The 13,755-nt window shown below is 65.8% G+C and carries 14 protein-coding genes; 9 read left to right on the forward strand and 5 right to left on the reverse strand.

Translation table 11 applies throughout. The features are described from left to right. Positions 1-200: hypothetical protein (locus B5D62_RS29455; RefSeq protein WP_231714988.1), on the reverse strand; the 200-nt coding region annotated here is incomplete at its 3' end. 742 nt (positions 201-942) lie between these two features. Here B5D62_RS29455 and B5D62_RS29460 point away from each other — a divergent pair. The 7 genes from B5D62_RS29460 to B5D62_RS29490 all read left to right on the forward strand — a co-directional run bounded on the left by B5D62_RS29460 (position 943) and on the right by B5D62_RS29490 (position 7,884). After that, positions 943-1,413 (forward strand): hypothetical protein, encoded by a 471-nt coding sequence (locus B5D62_RS29460; RefSeq protein ID WP_085937669.1) that lies wholly within the window; start codon positions 943-945, stop codon positions 1,411-1,413. Between the two features lie 47 nt (positions 1,414-1,460). Then, positions 1,461-2,936 (forward strand): hypothetical protein, encoded by a 1,476-nt coding sequence (locus tag B5D62_RS29465; RefSeq protein ID WP_085937670.1) that lies wholly within the window; start codon positions 1,461-1,463, stop codon positions 2,934-2,936. Between the two features lie 346 nt (positions 2,937-3,282). After that, a complete protein-coding gene (locus tag B5D62_RS29470; RefSeq protein ID WP_085937671.1) occupies positions 3,283-4,893 on the forward strand; it encodes a cytochrome ubiquinol oxidase subunit I in 1,611 nt (536 codons plus the stop codon). Between the two features lie 4 nt (positions 4,894-4,897). After that, positions 4,898-6,043, forward strand: a complete 1,146-nt coding sequence (gene cydB, locus B5D62_RS29475; RefSeq protein ID WP_218191378.1) for a cytochrome d ubiquinol oxidase subunit II — start codon at positions 4,898-4,900, stop codon at positions 6,041-6,043. A 10-nt stretch (positions 6,044-6,053) separates the two neighbouring features. Then, on the forward strand, positions 6,054-6,203 hold the full coding sequence (cydX, locus tag B5D62_RS29480; RefSeq protein ID WP_085937672.1) for a cytochrome bd-I oxidase subunit CydX: 150 nt from the start codon (positions 6,054-6,056) through the stop codon (positions 6,201-6,203). A 52-nt stretch (positions 6,204-6,255) separates the two neighbouring features. Then, positions 6,256-7,032, forward strand: a complete 777-nt coding sequence (locus B5D62_RS29485) for a glucose 1-dehydrogenase (RefSeq protein ID WP_085937673.1) — start codon at positions 6,256-6,258, stop codon at positions 7,030-7,032. 237 nt (positions 7,033-7,269) lie between these two features. Then, positions 7,270-7,884: a PAS domain-containing protein gene (locus tag B5D62_RS29490; protein WP_085937674.1), complete on the forward strand. Its 615-nt coding sequence runs from the start codon at positions 7,270-7,272 to the stop codon at positions 7,882-7,884. A gap of 19 nt (positions 7,885-7,903) precedes the next feature. Here the strand turns inward: B5D62_RS29490 and B5D62_RS29495 are convergent, their stop codons facing one another. From B5D62_RS29495 to B5D62_RS29510, 4 genes are all read right to left on the reverse strand, one after another. Continuing rightward, entirely contained in the window at positions 7,904-9,331 is a 1,428-nt protein-coding gene (locus B5D62_RS29495; RefSeq protein ID WP_085937675.1) for a hypothetical protein, read from the reverse strand. A gap of 172 nt (positions 9,332-9,503) precedes the next feature. Beyond that, on the reverse strand, positions 9,504-10,220 hold the full coding sequence (locus B5D62_RS29500) for an LrgB family protein (RefSeq protein ID WP_085937676.1): 717 nt from the start codon (positions 10,218-10,220) through the stop codon (positions 9,504-9,506). Beyond that, entirely contained in the window at positions 10,217-10,564 is a 348-nt protein-coding gene (locus tag B5D62_RS29505) for a CidA/LrgA family protein (RefSeq protein WP_085937677.1), read from the reverse strand. The genes B5D62_RS29500 and B5D62_RS29505 overlap by 4 nt, the downstream gene beginning before the upstream one ends. Before the next feature lie 104 nt (positions 10,565-10,668). After that, positions 10,669-12,732, reverse strand: coding sequence for a protein kinase domain-containing protein (locus tag B5D62_RS29510; RefSeq protein WP_170921212.1), 2,064 nt, complete (start codon positions 12,730-12,732; stop codon positions 10,669-10,671). Between the two features lie 216 nt (positions 12,733-12,948). Here B5D62_RS29510 and B5D62_RS29515 point away from each other — a divergent pair, with 216 nt between their 5' ends. Next, on the forward strand, positions 12,949-13,320 hold the full coding sequence (locus B5D62_RS29515) for a hypothetical protein (protein WP_085937679.1): 372 nt from the start codon (positions 12,949-12,951) through the stop codon (positions 13,318-13,320). Positions 13,321-13,592: 272 nt separating this feature from the next. Beyond that, positions 13,593-13,754, forward strand: coding sequence for a hypothetical protein (locus B5D62_RS33590; RefSeq protein ID WP_170921213.1), 162 nt, complete (start codon positions 13,593-13,595; stop codon positions 13,752-13,754). Position 13,755: the final 1 nt, after the last annotated feature.

The following is a 13,755-nucleotide window of genomic DNA, read 5'->3' on the forward strand; positions in this document are numbered from 1 at the left end:
CCAACGGCGAAACCGGTGGTCGGGCTGACGTTGTAGGTCGGCTGGCCGGGCAGGTTGTATGCCGTCACCGTGGTGTTCAGCATCCAGTTCAGTCCGCCCTCAGCCCCGAAATAGAAGTTCGGCTGCGGGTTCATCTTCTGCGCTTGGGCGGCCACCGGAAGTGCTGCTACCAAAGCGGTGGTCAACAAAAGCTTTCTCATTTCATCTCCCCGTCGTTGAGATCCGCGGGAGAGGGGTGTCCCCCGCCATTGCGCGGCGAGTATAGGACATCCCGCGTGAATTTGGCGTCCTTCAAAATCCGGAAATGTTATTTCCAGCCCTAGCGTTGCTCTAATGCAACAACTGCCCGGCCGAGGCCCTTTCGCCCCTAATTTCCCCACCCGGGATGGTGGTATCGCCCCGTTATCGGCACAGTTGCGGTTCCGCGTCTGTGGGTGAATACCCAAAATGGGTATTCGGTCCCTCCATCATCGCGATCATCCCGGATACGCTGCCGCACTCCATCTCTTGATATTTCTTACAATGGGTAATGCACGCAAGCGCACACAGCGTGTTGGCAGGCCGCGGTTGTACCAGCTATGCTTTCACAATTGCGGGGCGACACGCTCTCGTCGCTTTGGGTCACGGAAGTGCTGAATGAGCGAGAGTCGGGAGCAGCTAGAGTCCTATAAAAGGCGCCTCCTCAAAGGGGCTGAGCGCCTGCAGCGGCAGCGCGCGTTGGTTGCTCGGCTGCAGCAACAGAGCCGACTGACCCACACGGCCGTTCAGCGGCTGGAGAATTTCGAGAAAATGCAGGGCCGCCTAGAGAGCCGATATCAGGCGTTGTGCAATCGGTTCGAAACCAGTCCGGCTCCTTCTCCAGGGCTTGCTTCGGTGACGCCAGGCGGGGCCCGTTCCGGAGACAGTTTCGAAACGATACCTTCCTTATCTGCCGACCTCTCGGTGACGGCGCAACTGGGCGAATATGTGCCGCTGGCTGTGGGTAAGTTCAGGCAGGCCTACGCCCTGTTGATCGCCGGTTCCAACGGCGAGGCACCGCTCGACGGCGATCCGATGCCGGATCTGGCGACGGCCTACAGCGATCCGGGGACCGGCGAGGTGGTGCCGCTTCCGGATACACCCTTCAATCGGGCTTGGGTCGCCGCCGGCCGACTGTTCGAGGATCCGGCCGAGCGGACCAGCTTCTACAAGCGGGTCGAGCTGCTGACCGAGGTGGCCGATCCGAAGTACCTGAAATATTTCGGCAGCGATGCCGGCTCCATGCATGGCGTCCTGCTGCTGGCATTGGTGACCGTGGCGTTCACGGACGGCATGAGCAAGGAAGCCCTGCAGTCGGCCTTCGATACCGCCTTCGACTGGCACTTCGCGCGCATGGTCTCGCTCGACCGCAAGCAATCCCGCCGTCGCCACTAGATATAAGTAGAAGAGAGTAGGGGGCAGGACGACCCGTCGGCCTGCGCATGACGGTCGTCGGGCATTGGCGACCGGAATCGGTCCTGCCCATGCCGCGGCTTTATCCTTCGGCCATGTTGCCTGCCGCTGAAAGACTCCACCGCTGGCGCCAATCGCCGTCCCTGTTCGTCCGCGAAGTGTTCGGGATCACGCCCGATCCCTGGCAAGACGAGGTGCTGGAGGCCTTTCCGCACCGGCCGCGCCTGGCGATGAAGGCCTGCAAGGGGCCGGGCAAGACCGCGGTCGAGGCGTGGCTGGCCTGGAACTTCCTGCTCACGCGCCAGCATCCCAAGGTGGCGGCCACCTCCGTCACCGCCGATAACCTCGCCGACAATCTGTGGTCCGAGATGGCGAAGTGGCGCCAGCGTGCGCCTCTCTTGCGGCATGCCTTCGAATGGACCCGGACGCGCATCTTCGCGCGCCAGCATCCCGAGACCTGGTGGATGAGCGCCCGCACCTGGACCAAGAGCGCCGACGCGCAACAGCAGGGGCAGACTCTGGCGGGATTGCACGCCGATCACGTGTTGTTCGTGATCGACGAAAGCGGCGCCATTCCCGATGCGGTGATGGCCTCGGCCGAAGCGGCGCTGTCCTCCTGTCAGGAAGGCCACATCGTACAGGCCGGCAATCCGACCCATCTCGAAGGTCCGCTGTGGCGTGCCTGCACGACGGAGCGGGCGCTGTGGCACGTGACGGAGATCTCCGCCGATCCCGACGATCCCAAACGCAGCACGCGCGTGAAGGCGGAGTGGGCGCGCGAGCAGATCCAGAAATACGGCCGCGACAATCCGTGGGTGCTGGTGAACGTGTTCGGCAAGTTTCCGCCGGGCTCGCTCAACACGCTGATCGGCCCGGACGAATGCCGCGCCGCGACCCGTCGCTTCTATCGACCGGAGGAATATGGCGCGGCGGCTCGCGTGCTGGGCGTGGATGTCGCGCGCTTCGGCGACGATGCCTCGGTGATCTTCCCGCGCCAGGGCCTCGCCGCCTTCGCGCCGCAACGCTTTCGCAACATCGATGGCACGCAGGGCGCGGGCGCCGTGGCGCGCAAATGGCAGGACTGGCGCGCCGACGCGGTGTTCATCGACGACACCGGCGGCTGGGGCGCGTCGTGGATCGACAATCTTCGTCGTCTCGGCCGGCAGCCGATCGGCATCGGCTTCGCCAGCCGCCCCAACGATCCGCGCTACGACAACAAGCGCACCGAGATGTATTTCGAAGCCGTCGAATGGATCAAGGCGGGCGGGGCGCTGCCCGACGTTCCGGAACTGATCGCGGCCCTCAGCCAGACGACCTACAGCTTTCGCGGCGACCGACTCCTGCTCGAACCGAAGGAGCAGGTGAAGGCGCGTATCGGTCATTCACCCGACGACGCCGATGCCTTCGTCCTCACTTTCGCGCAGCCGGCCGCGCCCAGCGGCGGCGGTCGTTACGCACGGCCCGGACGATGCATCACGGACTACGATGTGCTGGCGGATATGTAGCGAGAGACGAGGCGTGTCTCTTCATCGATGCGTCACACGACTCGGTGCGCAACGATGGAGATGATTCTGCGTCGCAACTGGCGCGCTGCTCTAGGACAAAAAGCCCTTCCTCCTGTGCGTATTCACAACTGGACTGTGAGCGATGGATGGCGGAATGTGGCGTTGCTTGCAGAGACGAAGTGTATGGAGGCGGGATGCGAAGGTCGGATCGTTGGCTTTTGCGTGACATCTCCATCGCCCTGGCAGCGAAGGTCGCGCTGCTGGTGGCGTTGTACTTCGCGTTCTTTGCGACGAAGCCCTTGCTTCCCGACATTGCTGTCCAACTCTTCTCGATCCGAGGTCAGTGATGCCCGATATCGACGTCGTTACCCTGTCGCGGCTGCAATTCGCGCTGACGGCCCTCTATCACTTCCTGTTCGTGCCGCTCACGCTCGGCCTGTCGCTGCTGCTGGCGATCATGGAGAGCGTCTATGTCATGACCGGGCGCCGCATCTGGCGCGACATGACGATGTTCTGGGGCATCCTGTTCGGCATCAACTTCGCCATGGGCGTCGCCACCGGCATCACCATGGAGTTCCAGTTCGGCACCAACTGGTCCTATTACTCCCATTACGTCGGCGACGTGTTCGGGGCGCCGCTGGCCATCGAGGGGCTGATGGCCTTCTTCCTCGAGGCGACCTTCATCGGCTTGTTCTTCTTTGGCTGGGACCGCCTCAGCAAGCCAGGCCATCTCGCCGTCACCTGGTGTGTGGCGCTGGGCTCGAACCTGTCGGCGCTGTGGATCCTGATCGCCAATGCCTGGATGCAGCATCCCGTCGGCAGCCGCTTCAATCCCGACACGATGCGCATGGAGGTGACGGACTTCTTCGAGGTGCTGTTCAACCCGGTGGCGCAGTCGAAGTTCGTCCATACGGTGAGCGCGGGCTACGTCACGGGCTCGATCTTCGTGCTGGCGATCAGCGCCTTCTATCTTCTGAACGGCCGGCATCGCGAGATCGCCAAGCGCTCGATGACGGTGGCGGCCTCGTTCGGCCTCGCCTCGGCGCTGTCGGTCGTCGTGCTGGGTGACGAGAGCGGCTACACGGCGACGCAGAACCAGAAGACCAAGATCGCGGCGATGGAGGCCATGTGGCACACCGAGCCGGCGCCGGCCTCCTTCACGCTGTTCGGCATCCCGAGCCTCGAGGAGCGCAAGACCTACTTCGCGATCCACATTCCCTATGCGCTGGGCCTGCTCGCGACGCGCTCGATCGACACGGTGATCCCGGGCCTGTTCCAGCTCGTCGACGAGGCCAAGGCAAAGATCCGCACCGGTCTCGAAGGCTACACCGCGGTGCAGACGTTGCGGGCCAATCCCAAGGACGAGGCGGCGCGCAAGATCATCGCCGAGCGCCAGGACGATCTCGGCTATGCGATGCTGCTGAAGCGCTATGTCGCCGATCCCGCCAAGGCGACCGATGCCGACATCGAGCGCGCGGCCTGGGACACGGTGCCCAACGTGCCGGTGCTGTTCTGGTCGTTCCGCGTCATGGTCGGGCTCGGCTTCTTCTTCATCGCCCTGTTCGCGGTCACGTTCTACGTCTCGGCCAAGCGCCAGCTCGACCAGCGGCGATGGTTGCTCTACGTCGCGCTGCTGTCGCTGCCGCTGCCCTGGATCGCGGCCGAGGTGGGATGGATCGTGGCCGAGTACGGACGCCAGCCATGGATCATCGAGGGCGTGCTGCCGACCTTCCTCGCCACCTCGCCGATCGCCGCTCACGACGTGTGGCTCAGCCTGTCGGGCTTCGTCGTCTTCTATACGTCGCTGCTGGTGGTCGAACTCTACCTGATGCTGAAATACATCCGTCTCGGACCGAGCGAGAGCTGGGAGATACCGGACGTGGCCACGCGGTTCGCGCCCCCGGGCGGCGCCGCGGTCGATCCTTCCACCCTGCATGCCGACCTGCCGAGGGAGTGAGCCGATGTCGATCCCTCTCGATTACGAAATGCTGCGGGTCCTGTGGTGGGCGCTGCTGGGTATCCTGCTGATCGGCTTCGCCGTCTTCGATGGCTTCGATCTCGGCACTGCGATCCTGCTGCCCTTCATCGGCCGGACCAATCTCGAGCGCCGGCTGATGATCAACTCGATCGGGCCGGTATGGGAAGGCAACCAGGTGTGGTTCATCCTGGGCGGCGGCGCGGCCTTCGCGGCCTGGCCGCCGCTTTACGCCGCGTCCTTCTCCGGCTTCTACATCGCCATGTTCCTGGTCCTGCTGGCGCTGATCCTGCGGCCGGTGGCGTTCAAGTTTCGCGGCAAGGTCGACAACGATACCTGGCGCGCCTGCTGGGACGTGGCGCTGTTCGTGGGCGGTTTCGTGCCGTCGCTGGTGTTCGGCGTCGCGTTCGGCAACCTGCTGCAGGGCGTGCCGTTCCATTTCGATGAGGACCTGCGGGCCATCTATACCGGCGGCTTTTTCGGCCTGCTCAATCCCTTCGCGATCCTGTGCGGCCTGGTGAGCGTCGCCATGCTCGCCGCCCATGGCGCCACCTATATCTGCATGAAGACCGAGGGTGCGCTGGCGGCCCGGGCGAAGACTGCCGGCATCGTGCTGAACCTCGCCACCATCGTGCTGTTCGTGGCCGCGGGCCTCTGGGTCTACGCCTCGATCAAGGGCTATGCCGTCGTCGGCACGGTCGATCATGCCGGACCGTCCAACCCGGTGCGCAAGACGGTCGAGGTCGTGGCCGGCGCCTGGTTCGCCAATTACCGGCTCCTGCCGTGGACGCTGCTCGCACCGGTGCTGGGCGTGCTGGGCGCCCTGCTTGCCATCGTCACGCTGATCCGCCGCATGTCGATCCGCGCCTTCTGGGCGAGCGCGCTGTCGATCGCCGGCATCATCGCCACGCCGGGCCTGGCGATGTTCCCGTTCATCCTGCCATCGTCGACCGATCCGCGCTCGAGCCTGATCGTGTGGGATTCCTCGTCGAGCCACATGACGCTGTTCATCATGCTGGTGGCGACGGTGATCTTCCTGCCGATCGTGCTGGCCTATACCGCCTGGGTCTATCGCGTGCTGCGTGGCAAGGTGACGGCGCAGACGATCGGACGCAATCATCAGGCCTATTGAGGAGACGACCATGTGGTACTTCGCCTGGGTGCTCGGATTGGGCCTTGCCTGTACCTTCGCCATCCTGAACGCGATGTGGCTGGAACTCGATCCGCGCTACACCTCCAGCACCGCCAGCCATCCGGCGGATGCGGGGAACGGGAACGGCCACGGCAAGTAGCGACACCATCCGCGCAGGCGCGATGGTGAACCGGCACAGGGAGCAGCATCGGATGGATCGGGTTCGCGGCAAGGTGGCGATGGTGACGGGCGGTGCGCTGGGCCTGGGCGCGGCGTCGGCGCACATGCTGGCGCGAGAGGGCGCGGCAGTGGTCGTCACCGACCTGAAGGATGCCGAGGGCAAGGCCGTCGCCGACAGCATCAACGCCACCGACGGCAAGGCGATCTATCTCCATCACGACGTCACCAGCGAGGAGAGCTGGAAGAGCGCGATGGAGCGGACGGTCGCCGAGTTCGGCAGGCTCGACGTGCTGGTCAACAATGCCGGCGTCGGCCTGGGCGGTCCGCCGGAGGAGCAGACGCTGGAGCAATGGCGCTTCCTGATGAGCGTCAATCTCGATGGCGTGTTCCTCGGCACCAAGCACGCCATCCTGACCATGAAGAAGCATCCGCCCATGGGCGGCTCGATCATCAACCTGTCCTCGATCGAGGGCCTGGTCGGCGATCCCAATCTCGGCGCCTACAATGCGTCGAAGGGCGGTGTCCGGCTCTATACCAAGTCGGTGGCGCTCTATTGCGCCCGGCAGCGGCTCGGCATCCGCGTCAACTCCATCCATCCCGGCTACATCTGGACGCCGATGGTGGAGGGCTATCTCCAGCAGGCCGGCAACGTCGACCAGGGCCGGGCGGCGCTGGATGCGATGCATCCCATCGGCCATGTCGGCGAACCGGAGGACATCGCCTACGGCGTCCTCTATCTGGCCTCGAACGAGTCGAAGTTCGTGACCGGCACGGAGCTGGTGATCGACGGCGGCTATACCGCCCAATAAAGCGCGATGACTTTTACTTCGGCCGTCGCCCTGACGCTCGTAGCATGGCAGCGCATGCGTCAGGGCGACGGCTTGATTCCATGAAAAGTCATCGCGCTGTAGGCCGCCCGATCTTCAATCCAGAATCTTTGTGTAAATAATGTAAAATTAAATGGCAGCTATGCGGCATTATTTGCGCACATTTGAGTATGTGTTTGAAATTATTGACCTCGCGATTGCGAATGAGACAATAGCGCAATGCAGCGGTTCGTTTTGCGGCGGAATATCCAGCGCTATCAGGAACTGCTTGGCCGGGAGACCGATGCGGCCAAGCGGCAGACCATGGCCAGGCTGCTGATCGCTGCCGAGCGCGACCTGGCGATGATGGATGCCACGACGGAAGGCGTGGAGCCACAGGCTGCCTTTCGCTCGCGGACCTTTTCCGCCGAAGCCGCCCGATGCATCGCCGAGTTCGAGCAGCGATATGCGCCGTCGGGCAAGCTCTATCTGCTGCTCGATCCGGGACCGGGCCTGCCCATCCTCGATGCCAGTGACGCCTACGCGACCGCGACCATGACCGTGCGCAGCGAGATGCGGGGCCGTCCGCTGTTCGAAGTCTTCCCGGACAATCCCGCCGATCCGATGGCCGATGGCGTGGCCAATCTCTATGCCTCGCTGCGAACCGCCGCCCAGACGCGTCGCCCGCACGTCATGCCGATCCAGCGCTACGACGTCCGTGACGGAACCGGGACCTTCGTCGAACGCCACTGGCGGCCGACCAACTCGCCGATGCTCGATGGCGAGGGCCGACTGGGCGCGCTTCTGCATTACGTCGAGGACGTCACGCAGGAGGTTCGGGCCCGGTCGCCCTGAGGCAGGTCCCGCGGGCCGTTCATCGGGCCTGCTCGAGCTGCGGCCCGTGCTGGATGTTCTGCACCCGGGCGATCAGATCCTGCGAGCTGGTGCTATAGCGGCGGCGATCCTCGGCCGGATCGGGCGCGCGCTCGTGCAGGACCGCCGCGGCACCGGAGAGGAAGAGCACCGCCCAGCAGGTCGGGCCGACATAGGCGCCCGAGGCCTGGCCCAGGATCGCCCATGTCATCCAGCAGAAGGCGGCGCTGGGAATGCCGATGACGAAGAACCAGCGCGTCAGGGCAGCGCCGATCAGCACGCCGAAGCCGGCGCCGAGATAGATCCAGTGCAGCCAGAAATAGTTGATCAGCAGTTCCGTCGCCGGCGACACGACCTGCCAGCCGACCGAATAGGCCGGCGACTGGACGTAGATGTTGACCACGCGCTGCTCGATGAAGGGTTCGCCGGTGAGGCCGGCGCCCTGTAGCGGGAAGTCACGCACGATCTCCTTGGCGGCGATGGCCGGGCCGCGCACGCGATAGAAGAAGCTCGGGTCGTTGCCCGATTGCGCCTGCTTGAAGCGTTCGGAGAAGACGGTCTGGGCGAGCACGAAGAAGGCGGCCAGGAAGAACACCGAGACGATGGCCACTTTGAGGAGCTTGGCGACGTTGAGCCTGCCGTTCTGGCGGCTGGCCAGGAACAGCATGTAGGGCAGGATCAGCGCCAGCAGCAGCAGCAACGTCGGTCCCGGCATCGCGAAGATGCCGACCGCGACCAGCACCACATAGAGCAGCAGCTTGAAGCGCCAGCGGCTGACCACGAACCAGACGAAGGTGAAGAGCGTGTAGCAGAAGGTGACGCTGGCCGGTTCGGAGGCGAAGAATTTCGGCCGCACGCGATGGTACAGCAGCATGTCGCGCAGATCGTTCTCGTAGACGCCGCGATTGTAGATCACCTGCCGCACCGAATCGCTGATCGGCCGCAAGCCGCCATAGGTCTCGAGCAGGCAGCCGACGACGATGAACAGCGAGATGCCGAGGAACAGGCCGGTGATCTGGCTGCGGCGCGCCTGGATCACGGTGAGGAACAGCGCGTAGCCGATGACGATGGAATAGGTGAGCTGGATCAGCCCGTTCAGCCGCCGCGACAGGAACGTCAGGTTGGGCGCGCACAGGATCGAGACGACATAGAGGAACATCACACCGATCAGCGTGCCGAAGGCGCGCGGTGTGATTGCGTCGCGCCGCCGCCACAGCAGGATCACGCCGGCGATGCCCGCGGGTGCCGACGGGAAGGGCACCTTGGTCGAAAGCCAGATTGTATAGTTGGTGTAGAGGCCCAGCAGGAACAGGCAGATCAGCGCCATGTCGGCGGCGCTGATGCCGGGCGCTCGGGCCATCGCGGCAGCGTTCGGCGTTCGACCGGCCCAGACCGATTCGACGTGCCAGTGGTAAGGGGCGTAGCTCATCGAAGGGCCGCCTCTTCAACTGTCGTGTCCCCCGCACGATCTGCTTACCACCGCTGGTGGAACCGCGGCGTGTCCATGGTGTGTCCACCATTCGGTACGCTTGCATACCGTGATGCAATGCAACCTTCCCTTGAAGAGGGCGGCTCCGAAATGTCCGTCGCGCGGACCCGACCTACAGCCAGCGCGCGGCGTAGGGCAGCACGATCGCGGTCAGCAGACCGTTCACGCCCATGGCCAGGCCGGCATAGGCGCCGGCGGTCGGATTGACCTGATAGGCGCGGGCGGTGCCGATGCCATGCGCGACCGTGCCGGCGGCGAGACCGCGGGCGCGCCAGTCCCTGATGCCGGCGGTATCGAGGACCCAGGTGGCGATGATGGCGCCCAGCACGCCGGTCAGGATCACCAGCACGGCGGTCAGCGAGGGAATGCCACCGAGCTTCTCGGTGATGCCCATGGCGATCGGCGTGGTCACCGACTTGGGCGCCAGCGACAGCAATGTCGCGCGCGACGCCCCCAGCGCCCAGGCCACCACGACCGCCGTTCCCGCCGCGGTCACCGAGCCGCCCGCAATCGACAGCAGCAGCGGGCCGATATGGCGCCGCAGCATCGCCGCCTCGCGCCACAGCGGCAGGCCGAGCGCGACCGTGGCCGTGCCCAGCAGGAAGTGGACGAACTGGGCGCCGGCGAAATACTGCGCATAGGGCACGTCGGTGCGCGCCAGCAGGAGCACGAGCAGGATCACGGCGATCAGCACCGGATTGGCGGCCGGGTTGCCGCGCGTGCGCGCCTGCAGGTAGCGGCCGATCTGATAGGCGATCAGCGTCGCGGTGAGCCATACCAGCGGGCCGGCGGCGAGATAGACCCAGAGCTTGTAGAAGGGCTCGCTCATCGCCTGTCCTCCGCCGGCATCAGCAGGCGCATGAGAAAGGCCGTCACCAGAATGCCGGCCACGGTGCTGACCAGCAGCGCGACGGTGATCGGCAGCCACTCCCGTTCGAGCAGGCCGAGATGCAGCGAGACGCCGACACCGGCCGGCACGAACAGCAGGCCGAGATTGGACAGCAGGCCGTCGACCACGCCGCGCAGCCGGTCCGCCAGCGCCGGATAGGCCATGAGCGCGATCGCCAGCATCACCATGCCGATGACGGGACCGGGAACCGGCAGTTGGAACAGACGCGCCGCCGCTTCGCCGGCCAGTTGGAAGGCAAGCAGCCAGGTCGCCGCCTCGAGCATGGAGCACCTCTACGCCGTGTCGGAAGCGCCAGGGTCGCAGATCGCCGTGCGGGCGGCGAGGCGACGGTTGTCGCCTCCGAGGCGCCGGCCTCGCCTCGTGGGCTCTACTCCTGTCGCGTCAGCGTCAGGCCGCCGCTGGGACCGTTGTCGCCAGGCAGGGTGAACTGGACCGTGTTGCTCTGGATGCGCCCGTCAAAGTGCCGGCTCATGGGCTGGCATTGCGGCGTGAAGCCCTTGAAGTCGAGCGCCGCCGCGCCGTCGGGCGACACCGAGAGGGTGACGTCGGCCGCGCCGCAGCTCTCCGTCTTCCATTGCGCCGATCCTTTGCCGTCGACCAGGCGCAGGCTGACCGGCTGGGTGCCGGTCGGCAGCTCCGCCGTGCCGGCATAGGTGCCATCGAAGGGATTGGCCGCCGCCGTCGGCGCCGCGGCGGGCGCCGTCGTGGCTGCTGGCGTGGCTGCCGTATTGGTGCTCGGCGCCGAGGTCAGCAATGCCTGCTTCTGCGCGTCGCTCAGGAAACCTGTCGAGGGTTCGTTGCGGTTCTTCTGCCAGGCCGCGATGGCCTGGCGCGTCCGCGGTCCGAAGACGCCGTCGATTCCCTGGGGGTCGAAGCCTTGCGCCGCCAGCGCCGCTTGCAGCTGCTGCCGATCGGTCTGTGTGAGCTTGAGAGCGCTTTCGTTGGCCTGGGCGAGTTTGGGATCGGCCAGCTCGGCCTGCCGCCGGGCGTCGGCTTCGGCCTGCCGGCGCGCTTCCTCTTCCTTCTGTTGACGAAGTGCTGCCTGCTCGGCCTCGACCTGCTTCTGGCGCGCCTCTTCTTCACGGCGTGCGGCAGCCTCGGCCTCGGCCTTGCGGCGTGCCTCCTGCGCCGCCTGCGCCTGGTCGGCGCTTTCCGTCTTCGCCGGCGCCACGGTGGCGTGGGTAATCGGCGAGGACGGCATGCCGAAGACGATATAGGCGAATGCACCCGCCGCCAGGACGGAGGCCACCGCCACCGTGGCCAGCAGGCCGCGTGACCGGCGTGGGGAAGGCCCTGGCTCCGTCGCGGCGGTAGCGGCGCGCTCCGGAGCGGGAGAGGCGGCGGCGTCCGATGCCGGCGAGGCAACGGGATGCGGCGGGATCTTTTCGACCACGATCGGCGGCGGTTCCGGCGCAGGCGGCGCGGCCGGGGAGGCAAAGCGCCGTGTCTGCCACGTGGCGGTCTCGGTGGTTTGGGGGCGGGGCGGCAGACGCGGCGGCAGCATGGGCGGCGGCTCCGCGGGCGCCGCCGGCACCACGCGAGTCGTTTGCCACAGGATCGACCGCCACTGCGCGATCGATTGCGGACGATCGCGCAGGTGCAAGCCCAACCCCCTGTCGATACCTGCCAGCATCGATGGCCGGAAGCCGGCGGGCCTCAGCCGCATCAAGGGCTGATAGTGATCCTCGAACAGCCGTTCGCGCGCTTTGGGAGGCGGTGCGCCGGTGAGCGTGTAATAGAAAGTGGCGGCCAGGCCATAGATGTCCGTCCAGGGTCCCTGCTTACCTGGCGTCATGTGCGCCGGCACCGTCGCGCCGGTGCCGATTTGCTCCGGCGCCGTGAAGGCGGAGGCGTCGGCCGGGTTCGTTATCGAACCGGCAGCGCCGAAATCGATCAATGTCGGCCGGCCTTCGGCATCGAGCACGATGTTTCGGGGATTGATGTCGCCGTGGAAGAAGCCGCGGCTATGCACCAGCTCGAGCCCTTCGAGGAGCGGCCACAGAAGATGATCGATATCGGCCGGAACCAGGACGCCTTGCGTCTCGAGCCGCGTCGCCAGGGTGGTGCCGGCCAGCCGTTCCGTGACGATATAGGCCGTTCCGTTGGTCTCCAGGCATTCGAGGACGCGCACGATGCAGGGCGCGCGCAGCGCGGCGAGGATGCGCCCGCCATTGAGGAAGTGTCTGCGTCCACGCGCAAATTCTTCGGACAGTCGGCTCGCATCGGTGATGATGGCGCCATCCTCGCGCCGCGTCGCCAGCGCGGGCGGCAGGAATTCGCGGATCGTGACCTCGCATCCCAGACGCATGTCGCGGGCACGATAGGTCGCACCGAACGCTCCCAGTCCGAGCAGCGCTTCGATGGTGAAACGGCCAACAGCTTGTCCCGGCAGCAGGGCGCCGAAGTCGGTGGCGCTCGGACTCTGCCTCATCTCGTCCGGAGGGGTCATCGCTCGCGCGAAAAACAATGTTGTGGTGCAGCGCTTTGGGTAGCAGCGATGCCGGTCAATAGCCCGTGACAAAGTTGCGGCAGGCCGCCCCTGCAACATCAGCGACACGGAACGATGGCAGTCCGTACGGCTCCGTACGGCTCCGGACGGCGGTCAGGGGCTCTGCAACCCGGCCTGGTTCGCAGGGTTGGTTGGGGCATGGATCATCGATCTTCGACGTCTGCCGCATCGCCTTCCTTCTCGGGAGCCACGTCGTCCGAGGTCAAGGCCGACATCGATCGCGGCCTCGCTGGCGACAAGGTCGCCACGCCCGACCCAGGCCTCGCCGCCTTCGGCACGGACGAGGAAGCGGCCGGCACGCCCACGCCCGCCGATGCCTTCGCGGCGATGCGCAGCGAGCAGCGGCGGATCGGCCGCGACGCCGGTCCGGTGAGGGCTCCGACGAACCCCGCGGCAGTGCGCAGTCGCGGCACGCTGGCCGGCCTCCTGCGCTGGACGGGCCTGGCGATCGCGGCGCTGATCGTGGCTGCGATCGTGCTGATGGCGGCGGGCTTTCCGCCGTTTCGCTAGCGATCGGCAAGACACGGCGATGCACCGAAATACGCATAGCTGATTGCGATGCCCGTAGGATCCGGTCCTGTCCGGTCGCACGGCTTGTGGGCGGCGAAGCGCTGTCCGCAACGTGTTGATGGTGCACGTCGCCATGGCCACCTTCAGCGCCAAGGCTCGCCTCCGACACCGCGTGCCTCGGCGGCGGCAGTCTTTTTTCGGCAGCAGGACGTTGTTAGACTTCGGTTCTCGGTTGAACGGCAAGTCTTGTGTCACGAGTCAGTGCACGAGGGATGGACATGCAGGACTTCATCCGACGACGGAACATCAAGCTTTTGCAGGAAGCCATCGAGAAGGAGCGCGATCAGAGCAAGCGTCTCGTGCTCGAGCGCTTGCTTGCGGATCAGCAGAGGCTGGATATCTCCGGCAAACGCGCGCAGGCGGCCGAAGACTGAC

It is taken from the genome of Enhydrobacter aerosaccus, assembly GCF_900167455.1.
GTDB classification, from domain to species: Bacteria; Pseudomonadota; Alphaproteobacteria; order Reyranellales; family Reyranellaceae; genus Reyranella; species Reyranella aerosaccus.

Excerpts from the sequence above, each read along its gene's own strand:
- B5D62_RS29485 (WP_085937673.1), top strand. The coding sequence starts at position 6,256 with ATGGATCGGGTTCGCGGCAAGGTGGCGATGGTGACGGGCGGTGCGCTG.
- B5D62_RS29495 (WP_085937675.1), bottom strand. The coding sequence starts at position 9,331 with ATGAGCTACGCCCCTTACCACTGGCACGTCGAATCGGTCTGGGCCGGT.
- cydX (WP_085937672.1), top strand. The coding sequence starts at position 6,054 with ATGTGGTACTTCGCCTGGGTGCTCGGATTGGGCCTTGCCTGTACCTTC.
- B5D62_RS29470 (WP_085937671.1), top strand. The coding sequence starts at position 3,283 with ATGCCCGATATCGACGTCGTTACCCTGTCGCGGCTGCAATTCGCGCTG.
- B5D62_RS29510 (WP_170921212.1), bottom strand. The coding sequence starts at position 12,732 with ATGAGGCAGAGTCCGAGCGCCACCGACTTCGGCGCCCTGCTGCCGGGA.
- B5D62_RS29500 (WP_085937676.1), bottom strand. The coding sequence starts at position 10,220 with ATGAGCGAGCCCTTCTACAAGCTCTGGGTCTATCTCGCCGCCGGCCCG.
- B5D62_RS29465 (WP_085937670.1), top strand. The coding sequence starts at position 1,461 with ATGACGGTCGTCGGGCATTGGCGACCGGAATCGGTCCTGCCCATGCCG.
- cydB (WP_218191378.1), top strand. The coding sequence starts at position 4,898 with ATGTCGATCCCTCTCGATTACGAAATGCTGCGGGTCCTGTGGTGGGCG.
- B5D62_RS33590 (WP_170921213.1), top strand. The coding sequence starts at position 13,593 with ATGGACATGCAGGACTTCATCCGACGACGGAACATCAAGCTTTTGCAG.
- B5D62_RS29490 (WP_085937674.1), top strand. The coding sequence starts at position 7,270 with ATGCAGCGGTTCGTTTTGCGGCGGAATATCCAGCGCTATCAGGAACTG.
- B5D62_RS29505 (WP_085937677.1), bottom strand. The coding sequence starts at position 10,564 with ATGCTCGAGGCGGCGACCTGGCTGCTTGCCTTCCAACTGGCCGGCGAA.
- B5D62_RS29515 (WP_085937679.1), top strand. The coding sequence starts at position 12,949 with ATGGATCATCGATCTTCGACGTCTGCCGCATCGCCTTCCTTCTCGGGA.